This window comes from Corynebacterium sp. HMSC076C10, assembly GCF_001812455.1.
GTDB lineage: Bacteria > Actinomycetota > Actinomycetes > Mycobacteriales > Mycobacteriaceae > Corynebacterium > Corynebacterium jeikeium_D.
Genome location: NZ_KV809134.1, coordinates 19,442 through 41,749, shown reverse-complemented (window position 1 = coordinate 41,749; position 22,308 = coordinate 19,442). Strand labels below are relative to the sequence as shown.

The window sequence follows — 22,308 nt, the reverse complement described above, 5'->3', positions numbered from 1 at the left end:
CCGTGACTGAGGTACTTATTGTCGAAGACGAGACGGCTTTGGCGGAGCCGCTTGCGTTTCTGCTGCAGCGCGAAGGATTCGAGGTGCGGATGGCCGCTGACGGCCAGGAAGCACTTGCAGAATTCTCCAAGGCAGAACCGGACATTGTGCTGCTGGACCTCATGCTGCCAGGTATGAGTGGCACCGAGGTCTGCAAAAACATCCGCTTAAAGTCCTCTGTCCCAGTGATTATGGTCACCGCCCGTGACACTGAGATTGACAAGGTCGTCGGCCTCGAAATTGGTGCGGATGACTATGTGACCAAGCCGTATTCCTCTCGGGAACTTATTGCCCGTATCCGAGCTGTGCTGCGCCGTGGTCGCCACGACGACTCCGACGATGTCGAAGATATCTACGAGGAGGTCTTGCGCGGCGGTCCGGTCGTGCTGGATGTCGAGCGCCACGTGGTCACCGTTGACGGTGACGATGTTGCAATGCCGCTCAAGGAATTCGACCTGCTGGAGTACCTGCTGCGCAACCGTGGTCGTGTGCTAACCCGCGGCCAGCTCATCGACCGCGTCTGGGGCTCCGACTACGTCGGCGACACCAAGACGCTGGACGTACACATCAAGCGCCTGCGCTCCAAGATCGAGCGCAATCCTTCCTCGCCGGAATTCCTGGTCACCGTTCGCGGCTTGGGTTACAAGTTCGAGGACTAGCTCAGCAGACTGCTGCCGACGGAATCCGCCGGCGGTCTGAGAAACCTCGACTTAAACCTCGTCCGGTGCCAGCCCCTCGGCCGCTGCGCGTGTGGCCGGGTGAATCGCCAGCAGTGGGTAGCCACTCGGCCCGAAAGCCTTGGCCGCGCCCGCTGCCTCTCGGGCCCGGCAGTGCTCCGCCAGAATTTCGTAGCATTCTTCGCCGATGAGCTCTATTAGCTCGGACTTGTGCGTGCGCCACACCGGCTCGCCACCGGCATGTGTGGCCGGCGCTCCCGTGCAGAACCACTCAAAGTCCTCGCCGCCATCGCCCCAGGCACGACGATCATATTCAGTAATGGTCGTGCGCAGAATCTCCTGGCCGTCTGGGCGTTCCTCCCAGTCCTCCAGTCGGCGCAGCGGCACCTGCCAGCACACATCCGGCTTGACCTTCACGGGGTCAATGTCGTTGGCCATTGCCCACTGGTGGATGGCACAGCCCGCACCATTGCGCCACCCGTCACGGTTGGCAAAAATGCAGGCATTCTTCACGACCTTCGTTTTCAGAGCAGGCTCAGGCTCTCCGTTTTCGTCGTCAAGCTCGTCCCACACTAACCACGGTTCCAACGGTTCGGAGGGGTCGGTTTCGTAGGTTTCGAGCCACTTCAGGGTTTGTTTGGGGCGGTTTTGCCACCACTGGGGCTCTGCGGAGTCGCCTTCCATTCGCTTTACGACGTCAATAACCCTCTCGCGGTCTTCTTCGTCGGTGATAAAGGCGCCATGGCCGCAGCATCCGACATCCGCGTTCGCGGAGTCGATGCCCTGGCAAGCGGAGGTGCCGAAAGCGCATTGATAGGAGCTCATCAACCAGGTTAGGTCGCAGGTGATGATGTGTTCTGGGTCCTCCGGGTGGGCGAACTCGAACCACTCGCGGGGAAAGTCATAGGCGACTTCAGCGGGAGACGGTTGCGGTCCGCGACCGGGGCGGGGGTGGGGTTGATTCACACCAATACACCGTAGACCGTCTAACCTACTAAGAGTGAGATTAGGTGTATTAGATGTAGGTAGTAATACCGTCCACTTGGTGATGGTGGACGCCCGCCGGGGCGGACATCCGACTCCGATGAGCGATTCCAAGTCGACGATGAAGCTGGTCGAGTACCTGGATAAGGACAACAACCTGTCCAAGAAGGGCATTGACAAGCTGACGGGCTACGTCGCTGAATCCAAGGAATTGGTTGAGCAGATGAAGTGCGAAGAGATGATTAGCTTCGCCACTTCAGCTGTTCGCGATGCCACGAATGCGGACGAGGTTCTCGCCCACGTTGAGAAAGAAACTGGCATTAAGCTGCAGATTCTCTCCGGTGAAGATGAGGCTCGTCTGACCTTTTTGGCAGTACGGCGCTGGTACGGCTGGTCTGCTGGTCGTCTAATCAACCTGGATATCGGTGGCGGTTCTCTTGAGCTGACGTCGGGTACTGATGAAGATCCGGAGGCGGCGTACTCACTGCTGCTCGGTGCGGGACGGTTGACCCACGAGTGGTTCGAAACCGATCCGCCGGAGCGCAAGAAGATTGACCTGCTGCGCGATTACATTGATGCTGAGCTCGCTGAGCCAGCTCGTCATCTGCGTACGCTTGGTGAGCCGGACTTGGCTGTCGCCACCTCGAAGACTTTCCGCACTCTCGCCCGCCTGACCGGTGCGGCGCCTTCCGCTGCTGGTCCCCGGGTTAAGCGCACTCTGACTGCCGCTGGTTTGCGCCAGTTGATTGCGTTTATTTCCCGCATGACGGCGGCTGACCGTGCTGAACTTGAGGGTGTTAGTGCGAATCGTTCTCACCAAATTGTCGCAGGTGCTCTCGTTGCAGAGGCTAGTATGCGAGCATTGGGATTAGAGAAGGTCGAGATTTGTCCTTGGGCGCTGCGCGAGGGCATTATCTTCCGACGACTGGACAGTGACCTATACGGAAAGGGTTGAGATGAGCGAGGAAAAGCTCACCGTTGCCGAACTGCTGGCGCGGCGGCAGAAGGAGGGAGCTCCCTCTGAACCACCGCGGCGCCGCCGTCGACGCAGCCTTGAAGAAGGCGGTGTGTCCGTTCAGGAACTCACCGGCTCAATCCCTCGTGTAAAGGCCGACGAACCGCGACGTGGTGCTCACGCTCTTTCCAACGCAGACGACGATCAGACGACTACAAGCGATCTGCTTGCCGACGAAGCTGCGGCCAACGCCGCCGACGAAGCGCAGGCAACCGAACCGGAGGTAGAAGCTCCGGTGCACTCGGAGGCTGTCGCTGAGCCAGTGGTAGTTGCTGAAGGGGCGGATTCGTCGGAGCATGAGGTTCAAGCTGAGGCCGAGGCTGAAGCTGCTGCTCAGGAAGAAGAGGAGTCGGAATTAGCTGAGGCTGATGCCGAAGTAGCAGACGCCGAGGTCGCTGAGGCCGAAGCTGACGAGGTTACCGAAGTTGCTGAAGAACCGGCTGCACCGGTTGCACCGGCAGCTCCGCAGCAGGAGCAAGCCGCGCAGAGCACACCAACTGCGCAGCCAGCAGCCCCTGCAGTGCCATTGGCAATTCCGATGGAACCCCGTCCGGTCATGGTCAACTCCGAGCGTTCGGAGATTACCTATACCTTCACCGAGCTGCGTGACATGGCAGACGAGTCGCAGCAGCTTGGGGAGCCGGGGCCAGTCGCTCGTGCAGTACTCACCGGTTCCAACGCTTACGACGACCGTCCGACTGCCTCCATTCCGGTTGTCCAGGACAAGATCGACGAAGCGTCTGAGGCATCCGTTGAAACGGATGGCGTCGACGGTGAACAGCTTGCTGAGGCTGAAGCTGCTCAGGAAACCGCTACCTTCGAGGCTGCCGACGCTGACGCCGATACCGGTGCCGCTTCCAAGGCGGCAGTGGCAGCCGCTGTTGCTCCTGGAGTTGCACAGGCGGAAGACGCACAGGCCGATATTGAGCAGGCCGAGGACGCCCCCGCTGAGGCTGCACAGGTCGAGACCACACCGACCCAGGCCGCAGCTGACGAGAAGCAGGCGGAGCCCCGGGACGTCGTTAAGCGTGAAGAATCCAAGAGCTCCAAGGGCAAGGCCGTCGCGCGCGATGGCTACGCCGAGGACAATTCCCTCTCGGTGCCGTTGCTGCTAATCCAGGTCTTCGTGGGTCTGATTGCTGGTGCATTGGTGTTCCTGGGCTTCACCATGGCCTGGTCGTCGCTGCCAAAGATTGTGGTTGTCATCATGGCTCTCGTGGTCGCTGGTGGCTTCGCGGGAATGGCGAACTACCTGCGCCGTGAGAAGGACAAACTGACACCGATTCTCGCAGGACTTGTCGGTTTGGCGCTGACATTTGGCCCCTGGATTCTCTTCCAGTTGTAGTGGGGTCAACAGAATAATCATCACCTGATGCAGGGGTCGGAAGCGTAGTTTTCCGGTCCCTGCATTCGCATGTGTGGGCCAGTTTTGGCACACTTAGCGTCCATGACAAGAATTGCTGTAATTGGTGGCGGAAAGATTGGTAGCGCACTCGTCGGTGGTCTCATCGACGGTGGTGTCTCGCCCTCCTCGATTTATGTGGTGGGGCGCACCAAGGAGAGCCTGGCCGGTCTGAAGGAGACCTACGGCATTGTCGATACCGACGACCCAGTAGGGGCCGTTGACGGTGCCGACGTGGTGTTCTTGTGCGTAAAGCCGTACTTGATTATCGACATGCTCGAGCAGATTGCCGACGTGCTCGATGACTCTGAGGTCGACACCATTGTGGTGTCGATGGCGGCTGGCATCACGCTGGACAAGATGGAAAGCGTCTGTGCTGTCGGTACTCCGGTGATCCGCGTCATGCCGAATACCCCGATGCTGGTGGGCAAGGGGGTCTGTGCAGTCGCGCCGGGCCGCTTTGTCACGGAGAGCCAGACCGACGAGGTTGTCGAACTGTTGAAGAAGGTCGGCAGCGTTGAGGTTGTCGATGAGTCGCTGATGTCTGCAGTCACTGCAGTCTCGGGCTCCGGTCCGGCTTACTTCTTCCAGTTTGTCGAGGCGATGACCGACGCGGGTGTGAACCTGGGGCTCAAGCGTGATCAGGCTAAGCGTCTGGCGTCGGCTACGGCTGCTGGTGCAGCCGAGATGATGATGCAGGAAGGTGCGGACCCGACTGCGCTGCGTGCCGATGTCACTTCGCCGGGCGGTACAACCGCTGCGGCCACCCGAGTTTTCGAGGAAGAGGGCATTCGTCGCGCGGTGCATCGTGCGCTGCAGGCTTGCTATGACAAGGCCAACGAGATGGGTAAATAAGTATTTCGCCGCGTGGAAGCGGGTGTACAAGTAACCCCAATATTTGGGGCATTGGAAATGGTCAGGGGCAGTAGCTAATCCGATACGCAGGGACGATGGGTTAGTCACAACTGTCACACCATTCGCCAATGCCCCTATTTTTTATCAAAAATCGCACCGGCACCTTGCCTACCGGTAGGATATGAAAAGCACGTGCGTGTCACGATTTTCTGCAGGAGGGGAAGCCTGCAGCGCGTCGCGTGCGCTGAAGGGAATATTTACTAATGCAGAATGCAGATAAAGGCACCTTTCTGACCGTTGCGGAAGTTGCTGACATCATGCGCGTATCCAAGATGACCGTCTACCGCCTGGTTCACGCTGGCGAGCTGCCGGCAGTGCGCGTTGGCCGTTCTTTCCGCGTCCATGAGTCCGCAGTCAAGGAATACCTGGACTCCTCCTTCTACAACGCGGGTTAATTTTTTCTGCCTTTAAGCGGGGCTGTTTGACCTGAACGCATATGTCCCCGCTATGATTAATCCGATTAGTACATGGTGCTGTGCTGCGCCCCTGTTTCCTATCGTCTTCAAGTCATGAAGTATCTAGCTGTGAAGGCGGAAGGAAAAAGGGCGTGACATCTCGGCGGTTGTAAGGCCGCATTGAGTACGCCGCCATTGTGCAAGAAAAGAAATTTCCGTCAACGAATAGCGAGGTCGAGCCGATGGGTTCCGTCATTAAGAAGCGTCGCAAGCGCATGTCGAAGAAGAAGCACCGCAAGATGCTTCGCCGTACCCGCGTGCAGCGTCGTAAGCTCGGCAAGTAAGCCAGCATTCCTGCCGTTATCGCAGGAGCGCGCGTGCTGCGTCGCGTACACGTTTTAAAAGCAGAACCCGCCCGGTCTCGTTGAGATAGGGCGGGTTTTGTCGTTGGGGGCTAATCACGGGCTGCCGATTACGGGCTGCAAATGTGAAACTGTAGGAGTTTATGACACTTTCATGCCATTTTTCGAGCCATTTTTGTCATAAACGCAGTCACTAACTCTCGAGTGCGCCTAGCAGCGTTTAACTTTCCTTGTTCGCGTCCCACAGTCGCTTGCCGACGAGTCCCGCGCCCCCGACAGCTCCTGCCAGCAGTGCTCCGATCGAGAGCCACCGCATCGTGGCGAAGGTTGCGGAGCGAAAGTGGCGATAGTCGTAGATAGTCCACCCCATCTTCTGGGCGTAATTCCGCAACTTGCGGTCCGGGTTGATGGCCACGGCGGTGCCCACCATGGACAGCATGGGAATGTCGTTGGCGGAATCTGAGTATGCCGTGCAGCGAGACATGTCCAACCCGGAAGAGGCTGCCAGAGCTGCCACCGCGTGCTTCTTACCCGGGCCGTGGAGAATATCGCCTACCAGGCGGCCAGTGAACTTGCCATCTTTGACCTCGGCGACCGTGCCAAGGGCGCCGGTCAGTCCGATGTGCTTAGCGATAACCTGGGCCAGCTGCACCGGGGTGGCGGTGACCAGCCAGACCTCTTGGCCAGCCTGGATATGTAGTTCCGCCAGATCGCGGGTGCCCTGGTAAACGCGGTCGCTGATCTTTTCTTCAAAGATTTCTTCGCCGAGTTTGACCATTTCATTCACATCGTGGCCGGCGAAAAACTCCAATGCCTGTTCACGGGCCTTAGCTACGTCGGCAGCGTTTTCCGCGCCTGAGATTCGGAATTTCAGCTGCTTCCAAATCATGCCGGCCAAATCACGCTTCTTGATGAAGCCGCGCTCGACCAAACCCATGGCAAAGAGGAAGATTGATGCGCCTTGGACAAGCGTGTTGTCCACATCGAAGAAAGCGGCTGCGCCCTGATCGCGTTCGACACCTGGAATGGGCTGCGAGAGCACACGGGCACCGCCAGCGGCATCTTCGGCACCAGCTACACTGCGAAATCCCGTAGCCAGTTCTTCGCCGCCGACGTCGTAGACTTCGCCGAGAGCTTCCAGTGCATTGGCAGCCGCTGCAGCACCAGCTTCCTCCTGTGCTTCGTCATTGAGCGGAGCGAGAACTACCTGCTCGAGGAAGTTGCGGACGTTACCCTGCGAGGACGCAAGGTCACCCAGCATGTCGATGGGGAAGGGGGAGCGGTTGTCGGCACTGAACTCACTCACGGCACGAAAATCTCTTTCCACGGTGTATGCAACCGACATCCGTTATCGGAAGCTCTTGTTGAATAGTATCCGGTCTTTAGGCAAAGCTGCGCGCTGAGATTCAAGGAGCGGATGGGGCAAGGATAAGAAGAGTCACTTTTGCAGGGGAAGTGTGGGGAGGGGGACGTCGTAAAGCGAAACAGTCGACCTTTAGACTGGCCGTTATGGTGACTGTGACGGTGATGAGTAGGAAGACCTGCGGTTCGTGCGCTCGCGTGATTGCGCAGATTGAGCCGCTAGTTCGGGACCAAAATGCGCAGTTCCAGGTGGAAGACGTCGATGCCGATCCGAACTTGGCCATGGAATTTGGCGATCGCGTGCCGGTGATTTTGGTCAATGATGAGGAAATCGCTTGCTGGGAAATCGATGATGATGAACTCCTGGAAGCGATAGTGGAGGCCGAATAAGTTCGGGAGACAACTCTGCCGAACTGCTAGGAGCTGCGGAGACATGGCAGAATGTGGAGTAGCGGCAAAGAAGTAGGGGGAGTGCTGCGAACATCGAGGTAGAGACTAAGTAAAGTATGCCTTTGTTGTGACGAGATGGCAGAGTTGTCTAGCGTTAACAGTCATAGCTGTGTGAAAAAGCCCGTAGCGGGGCCTGTGAAGGAGCAATAGAGCGGTGATTGAGCGGTGAGTGTGCTTCTCGTCGGAATGTCGTACCGGTCTGCACCGGTGACCCTTCTTGAAAAGGTCTCCGTCGGTGAAACTGAGCGAGAGGCCATTTTGGCTCGGCTGGTCGCGGATGAAGCGATCAGCGAAGCGATGCTGTTGTCGACCTGTAACCGCGTTGAGTACTACGTGGTGGCCAACGGCTTCCACTCTGGCCTATCGGCCGTGGTCCGTGAAATTGTCGGTCGTACTGGGCTCGAACTCGATGAACTGACACCGCACCTCTATGTGCGGTACGCACAGGCCGCAGCGGAGCATGCCTTCTCGGTGTGTGCGGGTCTTGACTCGATGGTGCTGGGGGAACAGCAGATTATCGGTCAGCTTCGCAATGCTTACCAGGAAGCGGACGAAGCCGGCACCGTCGGTCGCATGCTGCATGACTTGGCGCAGAAGGCGCTGCACACAGGCAAGCGAGTCCACAGCGAAACAGTGATCGATAATGCGGGCGCATCGATGGTCTCCGTGGCCATCGACGAGGCGATTGCTGCGCTGCATCCTGGGTTCAACTCTGGTGTTGACGTCGCTGAGGGTGCCGATATTCTGGCCGGACGTTCGGCCCTTATCCTCGGCGCCGGTGCGATGAGTTCGCTGGCCGCCAGTTACCTGGGGCGCTGCGGCATTGATCGTCTGATTATTGCCAACCGCACCGTTGACCGGGCGCAGAACCTGGCTAACCACTCGATCGAAGCGGGCATCCCCGCTACTGCTATTGCGTTGCATGATTTCGCTGATGTCCTCGATGATGTGGACATTCTCGTCAGTGCCACCGGAGCCATGACTCCAGTGGTCTCAGCTGCAGATGTTGTCAACCACGGCCCGCTCGCCATCGTCGATTTGTCTATGCCTCGCGACGTCGCGGAGGATGTCTCCGGGCTTGAGGGGATCGCACTCTTCAACATCGAATTGCTGCAGATGACTCGCACGGAGGTTCCGGGTCGTGATGATGAGGCTGCAGCGCGCGACATTGTGGCCGAAGAGTTGGAGTCCTACCTCACGGCGCAGCGCGCAAGCGAGGTAGCACCGACTGTTCGCGCTCTGCGTGAGCGCGCGGCGGATGTGGCGGCGGCTGAGCTCGCTCGCCTGGAGGCGAAGACACCGGGTCTTACTCAAAAGGAACGTCGCGAGGTCGAGTCCACGGTTCGCCGCGTCGTCGATAAGCTCTTGCACGCGCCAACGGTGCAGGTCAAGAAGCTTTCTAGCCAGCAGGGCGGTGGCAACTACGCGCTTGCCCTGCAGAAGCTCTTCGACCTGCCCCTATCCACCCCCTCTGGCCTGTATGCTGACACCGATATCCCCGCAGATCTCATGGTAGAGGGCCGAATTGGGCGGATGCAGGGATTTGAGCAGTATGGTCTTGACAGTAGTGCCATCATTGAAGGCGTTGCTGAAACCACCAAAAATTAACACCCGGAGGGAAACATGCCTGACCCAGCGACTATTCGTATCGGTACCAGGGGCTCGGAACTGGCTACGACACAGGCCGGTCACGTCCGTGATGCACTGATTGAGCTGGGGCAGCCTGCAGAGCTGGTAATTGTGAAGACCGCCGGTGACCATAACCGCCACGACCCGGTGGAAAAGATTGGCATCGGTGTCTTCACCCAGGCGCTGCGTCATGCACTCCGCGAGGGGGTGTGCGATATTATCGTGCACTCGTTTAAGGACTTGCCGACGTTGCCGGAAGACGACATGATGGTCGCAGCCGTGCCGGAGCGCGTCGATCCGCGAGAAGCGCTGATTTCCCGTGATGCTACGCCGCTGATGGACCTGCCTGAGGGTGCTCGAGTGGGTACCTCCGCGCCGCGTCGTGTCTCTCAGTTGCGTGCGCTGCGCTCCGATCTGGAACTTGTACCATTGCGTGGAAACATCGAAACCCGCATGGGGCGCGTCTCTGAGGACTTGGACGCTGTCATTCTGGCTCGCGCTGGGCTGGAGCGCACGGGTCGCCTCGGAGAGATTGCGGAATCCCTGGATGTGGATGTCCTCATGCCAGCCCCGGCTCAGGGCGCCCTGGCGCTGGAGTGCCGCACTGCTGACCGTGAAATTGTGGATATTCTGCGCAAGATTGACCACCCGGTGTCCCATGCCCGCGCTGTCGCTGAGCGCGCGGTACTCAATGAGCTGGAAGCGGGCTGCACCGCTCCGGTCGCGGCCTACTCAACCGTGAGCGACAGCGGTGAACTCACCCTGCAGGCGGGGGTGTTCGCACTCGACGGTTCGCGTCAGTTGCTCGAGACCGCTACCGCAAACGTGGATAAGGCCGATGAGCTTGGCCGGAAGGTTGCAGCGGCGCTGCTCGAACGGGGTGCTCATGAGGTAATGGGCGATACCCTGCGGGAATCTCAAAAGTAGCCGGTTAGTTAATTTGGCTCAAACCCTTTATGCTAATAGGCCTGTATGCATGCCGTTGGGATAAGGGTTTCCTTCGTGCGCTCGCATGTGAGATTCAGGTATCTACCTGCCACTTACATGCGTTGGCGCATGTCCTCTTTCTTCCTTAGAGACTCATCGGCACGAAAAGTGAACAACCAATAGAAAAGAAATCACTCCGCAACGATGAACACCTCCCTCCCCTCAGCAACGGGACGCATCCTGTTCGTCGGCGCTGGTCCTGGAAATCCCGACCTGCTGACGCTTCGCGCCCGTGAGATTCTCGCAGACACCGCTATCGCCTACGTCGACGCCGATGTCATGCCGGGGGTTCGAGAGCTCGTCGCAACCGATGTGCCTGTTCCTCCCGAGCTGCTGAAGGAAGCCGAGGAAGAGTACGAGCGCATGTGCGCCGCCGCCAAGGCCAAGGGATCTCGTCGTAAGCCGCCGCGCCCGGCACCACCGACCGCCGCAGATCTGCGCGAGCCTATCGACGATCCCAAAAAGATGGCCGAATTGCTCGTCGAAGAAGCTGCTAAAGGCAGTGACGTGGTGCGTTTGGTGGCAGGCAATCCGCTGACCAACGATTCGCTGCTGGCCGAAATCAACGAGGTCTCGCACGCCGATGTTGAGTTCCAGATTGTCCCTGGCATGTCCGTGCCCTCCACCGTTCCGGCATTTGCCGGTATCGCGTTGGGCTCGACGTACACGGAGACCGATCTCGGTCGCGCCGATGTGGACTGGGACGAGCTGGCCCAGGCACCGCAGCCGCTGGTACTGCAGGCCGTGCAGGACGACCTGTCCGCCATTGCCTCTGAGCTCGGTGAACGCGGTCTTCCGTCGTCGTTGCCAGTGTCGGTGACTGTCAACGGTACGACTCGTCTGCAGCGCACCTACGACGTCACGCTGGGCACCTTGGCGCAGCTCTCGGGTGACCTGACCGGTCCGCTGGTGGTCACGCTTGGCAAGGGTGTGGACAATCGTTCGAAGTACTCATGGTGGGAAAACCGCGCTCTCTACGGATGGAAGGTGCTGGTCCCACGTGCCAAGGCGCAGGCAGGCCCGATGAGTGCCCGTCTCGTTGCGCACGGCGCCATCCCGATTGAGGTCCCGACCATCTCAATCGAGCCACCGCGCAGCCCGGCGCAGATGGAACGCGCCATCAAGGGGCTTGTCGACGGCCGTTACCAGTGGGTTGTCTTCACTTCCGTCAACGCCGTCACCGCAGTGTGGGAGAAGTTCCAGGAATTCGGCTTGGACGCGCGCTCCTTCGCTGGGGTCCGCATCGCAGCCGTCGGCCATCGCACCGCCGCTGCCATCCGCGATCTCGGCATCACTCCGGAGCTGCTTCCGGATGACACTCGTCAAAATGCCGCGGGCATTGTCGACGTGTTCCCGGAGTACATCGAGGATCTCGATCCGGTCAACCGCGTGCTGCTGCCGCGCGCCGATATCGGCACCGATGTGCTTGTCGACGGTCTGATTGACCTGGGCTGGGAAGTTGATGATGTGGTCGCTTACCGTACCGTGCGGGCAGCGCCACCGAGTGCGGATATCCGCGACATGATTAAGTCCGGTGGCTTCGACGCAGTGTGCTTCACCTCGGGGTCGACGGTGAAGAACCTGGTCGGCATCGCGGGTAAGCCGCATGCTCGCACCATCATTGCCTGCATCGGGCCGATGGCCGCAGCCACGGCTCGCGAGTACGGCCTGCGGGTAGATGTCGTGCCGGAGCGCGCAAGCATCCCGGAGCTGGTGGATGCGCTGGCAGAGCATGTTGCGCAACTGCGGGCGGCAGGGCAGCTGCCACCACCGCGCAAGAAGCGTCGTCGTTCGCGTAAAACCAAGGACTGAGCAGGGGCGTACCGGAGCGAGTTCGCGTTTTGATTAAGGTTGTCTTTATGACTACATCTGGAGCTTCTGAATCATCCCGCGAAATCGATCTCGAACAGTTTGGATTTCCTCTCCCGATTCGTCGCCCACGCAGGCTGCGCACCAACCCGGTGATGCGTGCGATGACGGCGGAGACGACACTGACTCCGAAAAATCTCATCCTGCCCATGTTTGTTGCAGATGGGATTGATGAGCCGAAGCCAATCAGCTCCCTGCCCGGGGTAGTGCAGCATACCGAGGACTCCCTGGTAGAAGCTGTGCGCGAGGCTGTTGAGGCAGGTATCTCGGCAGTTGACCTCTTCGGTGTCCCGCTGGATGCGGACAAGGACGGCGAGGGCTCTGAGTCCTGGAATCCGGAGGGCGTACTCAACCGTGCCCTGCGTCGTCTCCGCGACGAGTTCGGGAATGACATTTTGATCATGGCCGACACCTGCCTGGATGAGTTCACTGACCACGGCCACTGTGGTGTGCTGGGCAAGGACCGCTTCGGCAACACGGTCGTTGAGAATGACCGCACGCTGATTAACTACATCAAGATGGCCGTTGCGCAGGCCGACGCCGGTGCCCATATCGTGTCCCCTTCGGGCATGATGGACGGCCAGATTGCCGCAATTCGCGAGGGCTTGGATGCCGCTGGCCATGAGGATGTCTCCATCATGGCGTACTCGGCAAAGTACGCCTCCGCCTTCTACGGTCCATTCCGTGAAGCTGTGGGCAGCTCGCTGCAGGGTGATCGCCGTACCTACCAGCAGGATCCTGCAAACCGTCGTGAGTCCCTGCTTGAAGTGCAGCTCGACGTTGACGAAGGTGCGGACATGGTGATGGTCAAGCCGGCCATGAGCTACCTGGACATTCTGCGCGAGGTCGCGGATATGTCGCCGGTGCCGGTTGCCGCCTACCAGGTCTCTGGTGAGTACGCGATGATTCACGCCGCTGCCGCCAACGGGTGGATTGACCTGGATGCTGCGATGATGGAGGCAGTACTGAGCATTCGCCGTGCCGGTGCGGAGCAGATTTTGACCTACGCAGCGGTGGACTTGGCGAAGAAGCTGCGCGCCCAGTTCTAATTTGCTCGGGTGAACGTGCAGTAATAATTATCGAGAAGTGGACGGATGACTAAAGAAGAGAAGAAGCCCGCAATTCCCGAGCAGGTCGAGGGAGCTAGGCAGGCGTGGCGGGTTACGGCCGTGTTGCAGCTGCTCGTCGCTGCGGTAGCTACGGTGACCTACTGGCTGCATCCGGAAATGCTGATGAGCCCCTCAACCGCTAAGGAGAATTTCCCGGGGTTCAGCGAGGGCCAGATTGATGCTGCCATGAAGGCGACTATCGTTATCGCGTTCTTTTTCGCAGTGGGGCTTTGCATCGCGTTCTTCGCCATCATCGAGCGAATGCGCAAGGGGAGCGAAGGTGCTCGCACCGTGCTGGTTATCGGCTCGCTTTACCTGGCACTGTCGGCGCTGATGTCCTTCTTCTCTTCTACGGCTTCAGAATCGGGAGTGCCGGCATCCCTCGTTCTTATCAGCGGAATTGTGCGAATCGCCTCGGCCACTGCCGCGGTAGCGGGCCTAGTGCTCGCCGCTTCGAAGGAATCCAAGGACTACTTCGATCATCAGCGCCCGTCGAAACCGTGGACGCCGTCCGCTCCGGAATCGCATCTGCCGAGAGCGTCGAAGCATGGCGCTGATCCAAAGCGGCAACAGCAGCTGGGCCAGTCACAGCCCAAGCAATCCAAGCAGCCTGAGGAGTCCAAGCGATGATGTCCCTGCCGAGTCGGCCCTGGCAGTGGGTGCTCTTCGTCGCGCTCATCGCCCAGATTGTCCTGAGCTTGATACTGGTCACCGGCGACTACTCGCAGGCTCCCGCCGCCGTTGGCCGCGATATCTACATCGTCGCCGGTGTGACGCTGGTCTGCTCGCTTATTGGTAGCGGCTGCTTGCCGACGGCCACTGAGTTCAAACTCTCCCGGAACTGCCTGCTCATCATGGTGATTATCACGGCTCTCGCCATGTTCTTTGCCATTATGGCTGGAGCGCTGACTGTATGGGTTATCGCGCCCAGCCTGGCGATGGCGTGTGGACTACTGTTGCTCTATCGTGAATTAGCGCTCACGCGCGCCAACCAGCCACAGGATTAGACGGAAAGTTTCAAAGGCCATGAGTGACACCGGTGAGTTTGATTTCTCTCTGGACAATCGCGTTGAACAAGCGATTGTGGATGCCAAGGTCGCTGCTCGTAAGGCATTGCCACGAAGCCGTCAGGACATCGACGAAGAAAGTGCCCATCAGCGGCTTGCACACCGCAGAGGCCAGTCCAACACAGCTTTCGCACTCATCCTGGAAAACTTGGAAAACGCCGAGAGTGCTGAGCGTGCTGAGCATGTTTTGGAATCCTTTCCAGATGTGACGGCCTCTGTGGTCTACAAGCCCGGACGCGCGTGGATTACAGCGCCCGATACCATCGATCCGAATCAGTTCATCGAAGCTCTCCGCGAAATTGGGGTCGAGTCGTACCTCACGCGCAGCACGCTTCGGCGTCGTGCAACTCGGCTGGATGTGTCACAACATCGCCGTCCCGCTGTTCCGGCTGCCGCTCAACAGAATGAGGAGGAGCGCATTCGCCGTCGTGAAGCGGCCCTGCGCCGAAGCGGCGGCGGTGCGGAAGTATTGTTCACGGCGCGTGAACTGGTGACCAAGCAGCGCTTTTGGGGCAGCCTGTTCCTATCGATTCCGGTGCTGGTGACGTCGTTGAACGTCAACTGGCAGTTCCCGGGTTGGCAGTGGATGTGTCTTGTGCTGACCACGATTGTGGTGTGGTGGGGTGGCTGGCCGTTCCACCGTGCAATGGCGGCGTCTCTGCGTCGGCGGATGTCGGCGCTGGATGGGGCGAGCTCCATTGCCATCCTGCTGGCGTGGCTGTGGTCACTGGCGCAGCTTATTTTTGGCCCCGCGGGACAGATTGGCTATACCACTGCGCCCACGTGGTTTGCTTTCAACTACCGGGAAAGCGCCTCGGCAGAGGTGTTTTTCGACGTTGCCTGCGGTCTGACCGTGCTGTTGCTAACAGGTCGCATGTTTACGCGCTACAACAAGGTGCGTACTGGACAGATTTTGCGCAACCTGCGCATTCCAGCTGAGCGAAACGTGACAGTCGTGCGCAAGAGTGCCAAATCCGCGGAGCCGAAACGGGTGGAGGTGACGGTCGCGGAGCTCAATATCGGTGATGACATCGTGGTTCCACCGCACTCGGTGATTCCGGTTGATGGCTCAGTCATCGGTGGTGCGTCCACGATGGATGCGCAGCTACTCGGTATCGGCGTTGAACCACAGAAGGTCAAGGTCAATTCCAAGGTTTGGGCCGGCGCAATCAACCTGGATTCGGAGCTCAAGGTGCGTGTGGAGCGCACTGGTTTCAAGACCCGGGCGTCATCGATAGCACGTTGGCTGCGTCAAGCGGTTCGAGAAGAAACGGTGATGCACCAGACCGCAGTGCACTCGGCATCAGAGCTGGTGCCATGGACGCTGTCGTTGGCGGGCGTGGCTTTTTGCGGTTGGTGGCTGGCGACGGGCACGATGAGCGGTGCCCTCGCGGTGGCGCTGGCTATGCTCTCGGGCATCGCGCCGGTGGCATTGGCAATGTCTACGTCGACCGTGCAGCGCATCGGGATTCTGGCCGGTGCTAGTAACGGAATCTTGATTCGTGGCAATGAGACTTTCCGAAAGCTGGCCGCTGCCGATGTGGTGATTTTTAACCGAGTTGGAACGCTGACCGAGGGTGACACCCACGTGCTCGGTGTCGCCGCTGAGCGCAATGAAAATCCGGATCTGGTTCTGCGTGTGGCGGGCGCTCTCATGATGGAGAGCAACCACCCGGCATCGGCGGCCATCGTACGCGCGTGCCGTGCATCCCGCGACGCCGGTTCCGGCGGTGGCGAGGTGCCGCACTGGATTGAGACCGTACACGTCGCAATTGCGGAAGATGGTGCGTTCGTTGGCCAGGTAGAGATTCCGGTGAAGGACTCCGACGACAAGTTAGAGATGCGCTTTGTTGAGGGGCGTGTTTGGCGTCCGCGTGATCTCACTGCACTCAGCGAGAAAATGGCTGTGGCTGCGCTCAGTGGCGGTACTCCGATGGTGGTGTCGTGGCGTGGCAAGGTCCGTGGTGTCATCACCATTGGTGAGGACATTAAGCCTGATGCGGTCGAGAGCATTGATCAGCTTGAGGATATGGGCGTGGACACCATGATGATCACGCGAGATCCGTATCCAGTAGCCCGTCGTTTTGCTGACCGGCTGAATATCTCACGAGTATTCGCGGGCATCATTGCCTCCCGCAAGGCCATTGCGGTGCGTTCGGTCCACAGTGACGGCGAGACTGTCGTGATGGTTGGCGACAAGGACATCCGGGACTCTCTGCGTGCCGCTGACGTGGGTGTTTTGATGGACAACACCGAAGGCAATCAGAATCTCGATGTTGATTACGCCGATGTCGTGGCACTGCGTAACAACGTGTTGTCGATTCCGGAGGCCATTGAAATCGCACGTGCTGTGGTGCGGATGATGGACTCCAACATCTACTTTGCGTGGTTCTACAACGTTGCGGTCATCCTGCTGGGTATGACCGGTATGATTCACCCGCTGCTGGCATCGCTATTGATGATTTTCTCCAGCTTGTGGATCGACTGGCGATCCCGTCGAGTGTCCTCTCGCCGCAAGCATCTATTCAGGGTGAAGCTGGGACGTTGGTAGGGCAGGGTAGCCCTTCATCCGAGTGGCCGTCTACGATGGTCACCGTGACTCAAGACATTAATGCTCCTCATGTCCCAGAAAACGTTGAGCTCACCGATCGTTCGGCAGAGTTCTTTACGCAGGCTCAGGCAGTGACGCCGGGTGGCGTGAACTCGCCGGTCCGCGCCTTCGGCTCCGTCGGTGGCACCCCACGTTTCATTGACCACGCCGCGGGCTCTCGTCTCGTGGATGTTGATGGCAACGAATATGTGGACTTGGTCTGCTCGTGGGGTCCAATGATTCTGGGCCACGCGCACCCGGCAGTGGTGGAGGCCGTTCAGAGCGCCGCCACTCGCGGTTTGTCTTTCGGCGCTCCGACGACGGCTGAGACCGACCTGGCTCGTCACATCGTTGAGCGCACGTCGGTAGATGAGGTGCGTCTGGTCAATTCCGGCACTGAGGCCACCATGTCCGCAGTTCGCCTGGCTCGCGGTTTCACTGGTCGTTCCAAGATCATCAAGTTCGCCGGCTGCTACCACGGTCACGTGGACGCGCTGCTGGCATCGGCCGGTTCCGGTGTCGCTACTTTTGGTCTGCCGGATTCGCCGGGTGTCACCGGTGCATCGGCTGCCGACACCATTGTTGTTCCTTATAACGACATTGAGGCCGTCAAGGCCGCATTCGCTGAGAACCCGGGCGAGATTGCCTGTGTCATCACTGAGGCGGCAGCGGGCAACATGGGTACCGTCGCACCGCAGGACAACTTCAACGCGAAGTTGAAGGAAGTCTGCCATGCAGACGGCGCACTGCTGATTCTCGATGAGGTCATGACTGGCTTCCGCGCTTCCTACAACGGCTGGGACGGCATTGATGGTGTGGCCGGTGACCTGACCACCTTCGGCAAGGTCGTCTCCGGTGGTTTGCCGGCAGCTGCCTTTGGTGGTCGCCGCGACGTCATGGAGTACTTGGCTCCGAACGGTCCGGTGTACCAGGCAGGCACACTCTCCGGTAACCCGGTCGCTATGGCAGCTGGCCTGGCCAACCTGGAAAATGCCACGAAGGATGTCTATGACACCGTTGCGGCCAATGCAGATCGCCTGGCCACGATTCTGTCCGACGCCCTGACCAAGCAGGGCGTGGCCCACCACATTCAGCGTGCGGGCACGATGCTCTCGCCACGCTTCGCCGAGGGCGAGGGCCACAACTTTGAGCAGATGCAGGCAGCGGATACTTTCCGCTACCCGGCTTTCTTCCACGCCCTACTGGCCAATGGTGTCTACCCGCCGGCTTCTTGCTACGAGACCTGGTTCGTCTCCGCTGCGCTGACCGACGCCGACTTCGAAATCATCGAGCGTGCAGCAGCCCGCGCGGCCGAGGCGGCGGCAGCCGCCAAGCCGGAGTAGGTGACACGTGTCGAACAAGACCAATTCGCAGGCAGCACAGCAGGAATCGCAGCCGACACAGCCGGAAAACCAGGCGTCTAAGCGTGCAACAAAGCACGCCAAGACCACGGTCGTACATCTCGTCCGCCACGGCGAGGTTTATAACCCGGATAAGATTCTCTACGGTCGCCTGCCCGGCTGGCACTTGTCTGAGCGCGGTCAGCGTCAGGCGGCGGCCACGGCCTCGTCCTTCGTAGGCCACGACATCCGCTACTTCGCCTGCTCCCCGCTGCAGCGCACGCAGGAAACCTCACAGCCATTCACAGAGGTAATCGGCGCGAAGCCGACCCTGGATGAAGATTTGCTGGAGGCTGGCAACTCCTTTGAGGGTTTGCACATCAAAGGCATTGACTCCGCACTGTGGAATCCGAAGTACTGGCCACGGCTGCGTCGTCCGAGCGTGCCCAGTTGGGGCGAGCCCTACGAGGAGATCGCGGACCGTATGTTCCACGCCATCGAGCGAGCCCGCGAGGCCGCCGAGGGAGGGGAAGCGGTGCTGGTGACGCACCAGCTGTGCATCATTGCAGCTCAGCGTCGTGCGCGGTACTTGAAGCTCGCCCACAACCCGGCAACTAGGCAGTGTGATTTGGCGAGCGTGACCTCTTTGATCTTCGTCGGAGACACCATTGTCGACGTGCGCTACAGTGAGCCGGCCGGTCACCTGTAAGGTGAATAAATAGTTTTGTTGAAGTTTCACTGACCCCGGAAGGTGGCACCCCAGGTGGCCAAGGTCTCATCGTCCCGAATTGCAGCAACGCTGGCGGCAGCAACTCTGTCTCTGTCGCTCGCGGCATGTAACCCCGGAGAGTCGGTGGGACACGACGCCGTTGCCGTTGGCGGTCAGTTCGAGTTCGTTTCTCCGGGTGGTCAGCAAATCATTGATTACGCACCGGAGGAGCGCAAGCCGGTCGGCAATGTTTTCGGTCCTTCTCTCGAGGATGACGACAAGGAAATCTCCCTTGAAGACTTCAAGGACCAGATTGTGGTTCTGAACGCCTGGGGCCAGTGGTGCGCACCGTGCCGCTCCGAGTCTGATGACCTGCAGTACGTTCAGGAACAGATGGAAGAGCAGGGAATTGGCACTGTCCTCGGCATTAACGTCCGCGACAATGTCCGCCAAGCTCCCATCGACTTTGTGAAGGACAACGGCATCACCTACCCGTCCATCTACGATCCGGCTTTCGTCAACGCCGGTGCGCTCGGTGGTATCCCGGCGTCGGTGATTCCGACGACCATCATCCTGGACAAGCAGCACCGCCCGGCGAAGGTCTTCCTCCGCGAGGTCGATCACACAATGCTGATGAAGGCCGTCAATGAAGTGAAGGCGGAGGGCTAGGCCCCGGCATGTCAACTCTTGCCATGGACACGATCTTTTCTGCCGATGGCATCGGCCAACAGTTCGCCGACGTCGCCACCGGCGGTCCCATTGTGTTGGGGCTGCTCGCCGCTGCACTGGCCGGTCTCGTCTCCTTCGCCAGCCCGTGCGTTATTCCGCTTGTGCCCGGTTATGTCTCCTATCTCACTGGTATTTCCGGAGCATCGGGGGCGCAGGGCAATGGCGTGACGACGGGAGTTGCGGACGCAACCGCCGTCGATAAGCAGGACGGCGATGGACACCGTGGCCAGCGTTCCTCAACAGCCCGCGTCGGCCTGGCTGCGTTGCTGTTCGTGTTGGGCTTTACTGTCATTTTTGTGCTGGGTTCGGCCTCTATTTTCGGGCTCGTGTCCACGTTGCGTTTGCAGGCGCGCACGCTGACGATTGTCGGTGGCGTGGTGACCATCGTGATGGGACTCGCCTTCATGGGCATGGTGCCGGCGCTGCAGAAGGACACCCGCATGGCGCCGAAGCGCTGGACCACGTGGCTGGGAGCGCCACTGCTTGGCGCGGTGTTCGCGCTGGGGTGGACGCCGTGTCTGGGCCCGACGCTGACTGCAATTATTTCGGTGTCCGCGGGCACGCAGGGTATGACCGCGGCCAGGGGAGTGGCGCTGATTATCGCTTACTGCCTGGGGCTGGGGCTGCCGTTCATTTTGGTGGCGCTGGGGTCGGCACGCGCGATGCGTGGAGTGGACTTCCTGCGTAAGCACTCGCGAACTATTCAGCTCATCGGTGGTGTGGCGCTGGTGCTGGTCGGAATTGCCCTGGTCACGGGACTGTGGGATGTTTTTGTTGCCTGGGTTCAGGCCGCTTTTATTACTGATACGGTAACGCCAATTTAGTGAAAGATTTTTTCAATGTCGGTGAATTGGAATAAGGTACGACAGCCCTTCCAGCAGGTCTGGAATTGGTTGACCAGCATGCGCACGGCGCTGATTCTGCTGTTCATCCTCGCTTTCGCAGCGGTTCCGGGTGCCCTGTTGCCACAGCGCTCGCTGAATAAGGACAAGGTCGACCAGTATCTTGCCGCCAACGGCAAGACCGCCGAGATCATGGATAAGCTGCAGCTTTTCGATGTCTTCTCGTCCGTCTGGTTCGTCGCCATCGTGGCGTTACTGCTGATTTCCCTGGTCGGCTGCATTATTCCGCGCACCATCGACCACTACAAGGCCATGAAGACACCGCCGGCCAGGGCACCGAAACGGTTGGCGCGTCTTCCGCTTCACGACGAAGCCGTGGTCGATGCTTCCGCGGACGAAGTTTCTGAGCGGGTGCGTGAGCGCCTGAACAAGTGGGCATTGACGGAAACTCCAGCAGATGAAGATCGCGCCGGGGCACGCTCCTTTTCCGCGGAGAAGGGCTACCTGCGTGAGCTCGGCAACTTGGTATTCCACCTGGGCATTGCGCTGCTGATTATCATCGTCGGCTTGGGGCGCATGATCTATTACGAGGGCCAGGTCATTCTGCTGACCAACACCGGCACCGAAATTTCTGATGACAACGTCAACAGCGCGGTGGGCGTTCCGTTCTGTAACACCGCAGCGGCGAACTATGACTCGCTGCGCTCGGGCAACACCTTCGACGGTACGACTTTGAACCCGTTCTGTATTCAGGTCGATGACTTTTTCGCCGATTACCTGCCGAACGGCCAGGCCAAGATGTTCACCTCGCACATCCGATTCGCAGAAGAAGAGGATATGCGCAAGCCGGTCGATGAGTGGGAAAAGACCACGCTGCAGGTCAACCATCCGCTGCGCGTCGCCGGTGACCGTGTGTACCTGCAGGGGCACGGCTTTGCCCCGGCCTTTAAGGTGACCTGGCCGAATGGAGAGTCGCGTACCTCGATTGTCCAGTTCCGCCCGGATGACCCGACCTTCTTCCTGTCCTCTGGTGCGCTGCGCTTTGACCCACCGGCGGGCATGTACCCGGACTTGTTCGAGCGCCGCCAGAACCAGATTGCAATCGAGGGCCTGTTCGCTCCGACCGCCGAGTTCACCGGTGAAAAGGGTGCGCTGCTGCAGTCCTCTTACCCGGCTATGCAGGACCCAGCCGTGGCTGTCGACATTTACCGCGGCGACGCGGGCCTGGACACTGGTCGCTCGCAGGGACTGTTCTCCCTCGACCGCGATCTGATGCACTCGGGTCAGCTGGCCAAGGAAGCCCGCGTCAACCTCAAGCAGGGCGAATCCACCGAGCTTGCCGACGGCACCAAGATTGAATTCCTCGGTGCGAAGGAATTCGTCAACTTGCAGGTTTCGCACGATCCCACGCAGTTCTGGGTGCTGGTGGCGACTGTGGCCGCACTGGCGGGCATGGTGATGTCACTGGGCATTAAGCGCCGGCGTGTCTGGGTGCGCATGTTCCCGCTGGAAGATGGTCGCACTCGCGTTGAGTTCGGTGGCCTTGCCCGCACCGACAAGGCAGGTTGGGGCGAGGAGTTCCAGTACATCGTTGACGACATCCTGGAGCGCGACAGTGATGACGAGGACAGCGAAGGAAACGATGCTGCCAAGGATGACACTGCTGATAAGGACAGCACGGACAATAAGACCAAAAGCTAACTGACCACTAAGTCTGGTCCATCCCTGCCACAGGGTGAATGCGCGGAGGCGAAAATTGCGCCTCCGCGCAACTTTTTTGCGTCCCCCGTGTCCCCGGCCCCTTTTGCTTAGTCCCGCTTTAGTACTAGGGTTTGA

Annotated in this window: 21 protein-coding genes; 19 read left to right on the top strand and 2 right to left on the bottom strand. The window is 59.6% G+C overall.

The window, feature by feature from the left end; genetic code table 11:
• The first annotated feature begins 2 nt into the window (after nucleotides 1-2).
• Nucleotides 3-698: a response regulator transcription factor gene (locus tag HMPREF2857_RS06795; protein ID WP_016421979.1), complete on the top strand. Its 696-nt coding sequence runs from the start codon at nucleotides 3-5 to the stop codon at nucleotides 696-698.
• A gap of 51 nt (nucleotides 699-749) precedes the next feature.
• Here the strand turns inward: HMPREF2857_RS06795 and HMPREF2857_RS06790 are convergent, their stop codons facing one another.
• Nucleotides 750-1,682: a DUF3109 family protein gene (locus HMPREF2857_RS06790; protein ID WP_070643269.1), complete on the bottom strand. Its 933-nt coding sequence runs from the start codon at nucleotides 1,680-1,682 to the stop codon at nucleotides 750-752.
• 34 nt (nucleotides 1,683-1,716) lie between these two features.
• On the opposite strand from HMPREF2857_RS06790, the gene HMPREF2857_RS06785 reads away from it, so the two are divergent.
• The 5 genes from HMPREF2857_RS06785 to HMPREF2857_RS10925 all read left to right on the top strand — a co-directional run bounded on the left by HMPREF2857_RS06785 (nucleotide 1,717) and on the right by HMPREF2857_RS10925 (nucleotide 5,771).
• The gene (locus tag HMPREF2857_RS06785; RefSeq protein WP_161798518.1) at nucleotides 1,717-2,655 is read left to right on the top strand and encodes a Ppx/GppA family phosphatase; all 939 of its coding nucleotides are present in this window, start codon (nucleotides 1,717-1,719) and stop codon (nucleotides 2,653-2,655) included.
• Nucleotide 2,656: 1 nt separating this feature from the next.
• Nucleotides 2,657-4,060 carry a hypothetical protein gene (locus HMPREF2857_RS06780; protein WP_070643268.1) on the top strand — a complete coding sequence of 468 codons (1,404 nt, stop codon included), beginning with the start codon at nucleotides 2,657-2,659 and terminating at the stop codon, nucleotides 4,058-4,060.
• A gap of 102 nt (nucleotides 4,061-4,162) precedes the next feature.
• Nucleotides 4,163-4,972: a pyrroline-5-carboxylate reductase gene (gene proC / locus HMPREF2857_RS06775; RefSeq protein WP_070604898.1), complete on the top strand. Its 810-nt coding sequence runs from the start codon at nucleotides 4,163-4,165 to the stop codon at nucleotides 4,970-4,972.
• A gap of 263 nt (nucleotides 4,973-5,235) precedes the next feature.
• The gene (locus HMPREF2857_RS06770; RefSeq protein WP_005509751.1) at nucleotides 5,236-5,427 is read left to right on the top strand and encodes a helix-turn-helix domain-containing protein; all 192 of its coding nucleotides are present in this window, start codon (nucleotides 5,236-5,238) and stop codon (nucleotides 5,425-5,427) included.
• 242 nt (nucleotides 5,428-5,669) lie between these two features.
• Nucleotides 5,670-5,771 carry a 30S ribosomal protein bS22 gene (locus tag HMPREF2857_RS10925; protein ID WP_003855542.1) on the top strand — a complete coding sequence of 34 codons (102 nt, stop codon included), beginning with the start codon at nucleotides 5,670-5,672 and terminating at the stop codon, nucleotides 5,769-5,771.
• A gap of 238 nt (nucleotides 5,772-6,009) precedes the next feature.
• Here the strand turns inward: HMPREF2857_RS10925 and HMPREF2857_RS06765 are convergent, their stop codons facing one another.
• Nucleotides 6,010-7,134 (bottom strand): HAD family hydrolase, encoded by a 1,125-nt coding sequence (locus tag HMPREF2857_RS06765; RefSeq protein WP_016421984.1) that lies wholly within the window; start codon nucleotides 7,132-7,134, stop codon nucleotides 6,010-6,012.
• Between the two features lie 164 nt (nucleotides 7,135-7,298).
• Between HMPREF2857_RS06765 and HMPREF2857_RS06760 the strand changes: the two genes are divergently transcribed.
• The 13 genes from HMPREF2857_RS06760 (at nucleotide 7,299) to HMPREF2857_RS06700 (ending at nucleotide 22,173) form a co-directional block, all read left to right on the top strand.
• Nucleotides 7,299-7,541, top strand: a complete 243-nt coding sequence (locus HMPREF2857_RS06760; protein ID WP_070643266.1) for a glutaredoxin family protein — start codon at nucleotides 7,299-7,301, stop codon at nucleotides 7,539-7,541.
• Nucleotides 7,542-7,766: 225 nt separating this feature from the next.
• A complete protein-coding gene (locus HMPREF2857_RS06755) occupies nucleotides 7,767-9,209 on the top strand; it encodes a glutamyl-tRNA reductase (protein WP_083310525.1) in 1,443 nt (480 codons plus the stop codon).
• Nucleotides 9,210-9,224: 15 nt separating this feature from the next.
• Nucleotides 9,225-10,157, top strand: coding sequence for a hydroxymethylbilane synthase (gene hemC, locus HMPREF2857_RS06750; RefSeq protein WP_049190547.1), 933 nt, complete (start codon nucleotides 9,225-9,227; stop codon nucleotides 10,155-10,157).
• A gap of 204 nt (nucleotides 10,158-10,361) precedes the next feature.
• Nucleotides 10,362-12,029: a bifunctional uroporphyrinogen-III C-methyltransferase/uroporphyrinogen-III synthase gene (locus tag HMPREF2857_RS06745; protein ID WP_070643265.1), complete on the top strand. Its 1,668-nt coding sequence runs from the start codon at nucleotides 10,362-10,364 to the stop codon at nucleotides 12,027-12,029.
• Nucleotides 12,030-12,076: 47 nt separating this feature from the next.
• Entirely contained in the window at nucleotides 12,077-13,135 is a 1,059-nt protein-coding gene (hemB, locus tag HMPREF2857_RS06740; protein WP_049172406.1) for a porphobilinogen synthase, read from the top strand.
• A 45-nt stretch (nucleotides 13,136-13,180) separates the two neighbouring features.
• Nucleotides 13,181-13,825: a hypothetical protein gene (locus HMPREF2857_RS06735; RefSeq protein ID WP_016421990.1), complete on the top strand. Its 645-nt coding sequence runs from the start codon at nucleotides 13,181-13,183 to the stop codon at nucleotides 13,823-13,825.
• Nucleotides 13,822-14,202 carry a hypothetical protein gene (locus HMPREF2857_RS06730; protein WP_016421991.1) on the top strand — a complete coding sequence of 127 codons (381 nt, stop codon included), beginning with the start codon at nucleotides 13,822-13,824 and terminating at the stop codon, nucleotides 14,200-14,202. Before HMPREF2857_RS06735 ends, HMPREF2857_RS06730 begins: the two co-directional genes overlap by 4 nt.
• Before the next feature lie 19 nt (nucleotides 14,203-14,221).
• On the top strand, nucleotides 14,222-16,813 hold the full coding sequence (locus HMPREF2857_RS06725) for a heavy metal translocating P-type ATPase (protein WP_069359109.1): 2,592 nt from the start codon (nucleotides 14,222-14,224) through the stop codon (nucleotides 16,811-16,813).
• Between the two features lie 35 nt (nucleotides 16,814-16,848).
• Entirely contained in the window at nucleotides 16,849-18,195 is a 1,347-nt protein-coding gene (gene hemL, locus HMPREF2857_RS06720; protein ID WP_070643263.1) for a glutamate-1-semialdehyde 2,1-aminomutase, read from the top strand.
• 7 nt (nucleotides 18,196-18,202) lie between these two features.
• Entirely contained in the window at nucleotides 18,203-18,901 is a 699-nt protein-coding gene (locus HMPREF2857_RS06715) for a histidine phosphatase family protein (protein ID WP_083310524.1), read from the top strand.
• 54 nt (nucleotides 18,902-18,955) lie between these two features.
• Nucleotides 18,956-19,570, top strand: a complete 615-nt coding sequence (locus HMPREF2857_RS06710; protein WP_048732366.1) for a TlpA disulfide reductase family protein — start codon at nucleotides 18,956-18,958, stop codon at nucleotides 19,568-19,570.
• A gap of 23 nt (nucleotides 19,571-19,593) precedes the next feature.
• Complete coding sequence (locus HMPREF2857_RS06705) at nucleotides 19,594-20,454, top strand: cytochrome c biogenesis CcdA family protein (protein WP_070643261.1); 861 nt, start codon at nucleotides 19,594-19,596, stop codon at nucleotides 20,452-20,454.
• Between the two features lie 15 nt (nucleotides 20,455-20,469).
• Entirely contained in the window at nucleotides 20,470-22,173 is a 1,704-nt protein-coding gene (locus tag HMPREF2857_RS06700) for a cytochrome c biogenesis protein ResB (protein ID WP_070643259.1), read from the top strand.
• Nucleotides 22,174-22,308: the final 135 nt, after the last annotated feature.

What these genes read in the sequence shown, in the direction of transcription:
- HMPREF2857_RS06780 (WP_070643268.1), top strand. Translation starts at nt 2,657, where the DNA reads ATGAGCGAGGAAAAGCTCACCGTTGCCGAACTGCTGGCGCGGCGGCAG.
- proC (WP_070604898.1), top strand. Translation starts at nt 4,163, where the DNA reads ATGACAAGAATTGCTGTAATTGGTGGCGGAAAGATTGGTAGCGCACTC.
- HMPREF2857_RS06770 (WP_005509751.1), top strand. Translation starts at nt 5,236, where the DNA reads ATGCAGAATGCAGATAAAGGCACCTTTCTGACCGTTGCGGAAGTTGCT.
- HMPREF2857_RS10925 (WP_003855542.1), top strand. Translation starts at nt 5,670, where the DNA reads ATGGGTTCCGTCATTAAGAAGCGTCGCAAGCGCATGTCGAAGAAGAAG.
- HMPREF2857_RS06765 (WP_016421984.1), bottom strand. Translation starts at nt 7,134, where the DNA reads ATGTCGGTTGCATACACCGTGGAAAGAGATTTTCGTGCCGTGAGTGAG.
- HMPREF2857_RS06760 (WP_070643266.1), top strand. Translation starts at nt 7,299, where the DNA reads ATGGTGACTGTGACGGTGATGAGTAGGAAGACCTGCGGTTCGTGCGCT.
- hemC (WP_049190547.1), top strand. Translation starts at nt 9,225, where the DNA reads ATGCCTGACCCAGCGACTATTCGTATCGGTACCAGGGGCTCGGAACTG.
- HMPREF2857_RS06745 (WP_070643265.1), top strand. Translation starts at nt 10,362, where the DNA reads ATGAACACCTCCCTCCCCTCAGCAACGGGACGCATCCTGTTCGTCGGC.
- hemB (WP_049172406.1), top strand. Translation starts at nt 12,077, where the DNA reads ATGACTACATCTGGAGCTTCTGAATCATCCCGCGAAATCGATCTCGAA.
- HMPREF2857_RS06735 (WP_016421990.1), top strand. Translation starts at nt 13,181, where the DNA reads ATGACTAAAGAAGAGAAGAAGCCCGCAATTCCCGAGCAGGTCGAGGGA.
- HMPREF2857_RS06730 (WP_016421991.1), top strand. Translation starts at nt 13,822, where the DNA reads ATGATGTCCCTGCCGAGTCGGCCCTGGCAGTGGGTGCTCTTCGTCGCG.
- HMPREF2857_RS06725 (WP_069359109.1), top strand. Translation starts at nt 14,222, where the DNA reads ATGAGTGACACCGGTGAGTTTGATTTCTCTCTGGACAATCGCGTTGAA.
- hemL (WP_070643263.1), top strand. Translation starts at nt 16,849, where the DNA reads ATGGTCACCGTGACTCAAGACATTAATGCTCCTCATGTCCCAGAAAAC.
- HMPREF2857_RS06705 (WP_070643261.1), top strand. Translation starts at nt 19,594, where the DNA reads ATGGACACGATCTTTTCTGCCGATGGCATCGGCCAACAGTTCGCCGAC.
- HMPREF2857_RS06700 (WP_070643259.1), top strand. Translation starts at nt 20,470, where the DNA reads ATGTCGGTGAATTGGAATAAGGTACGACAGCCCTTCCAGCAGGTCTGG.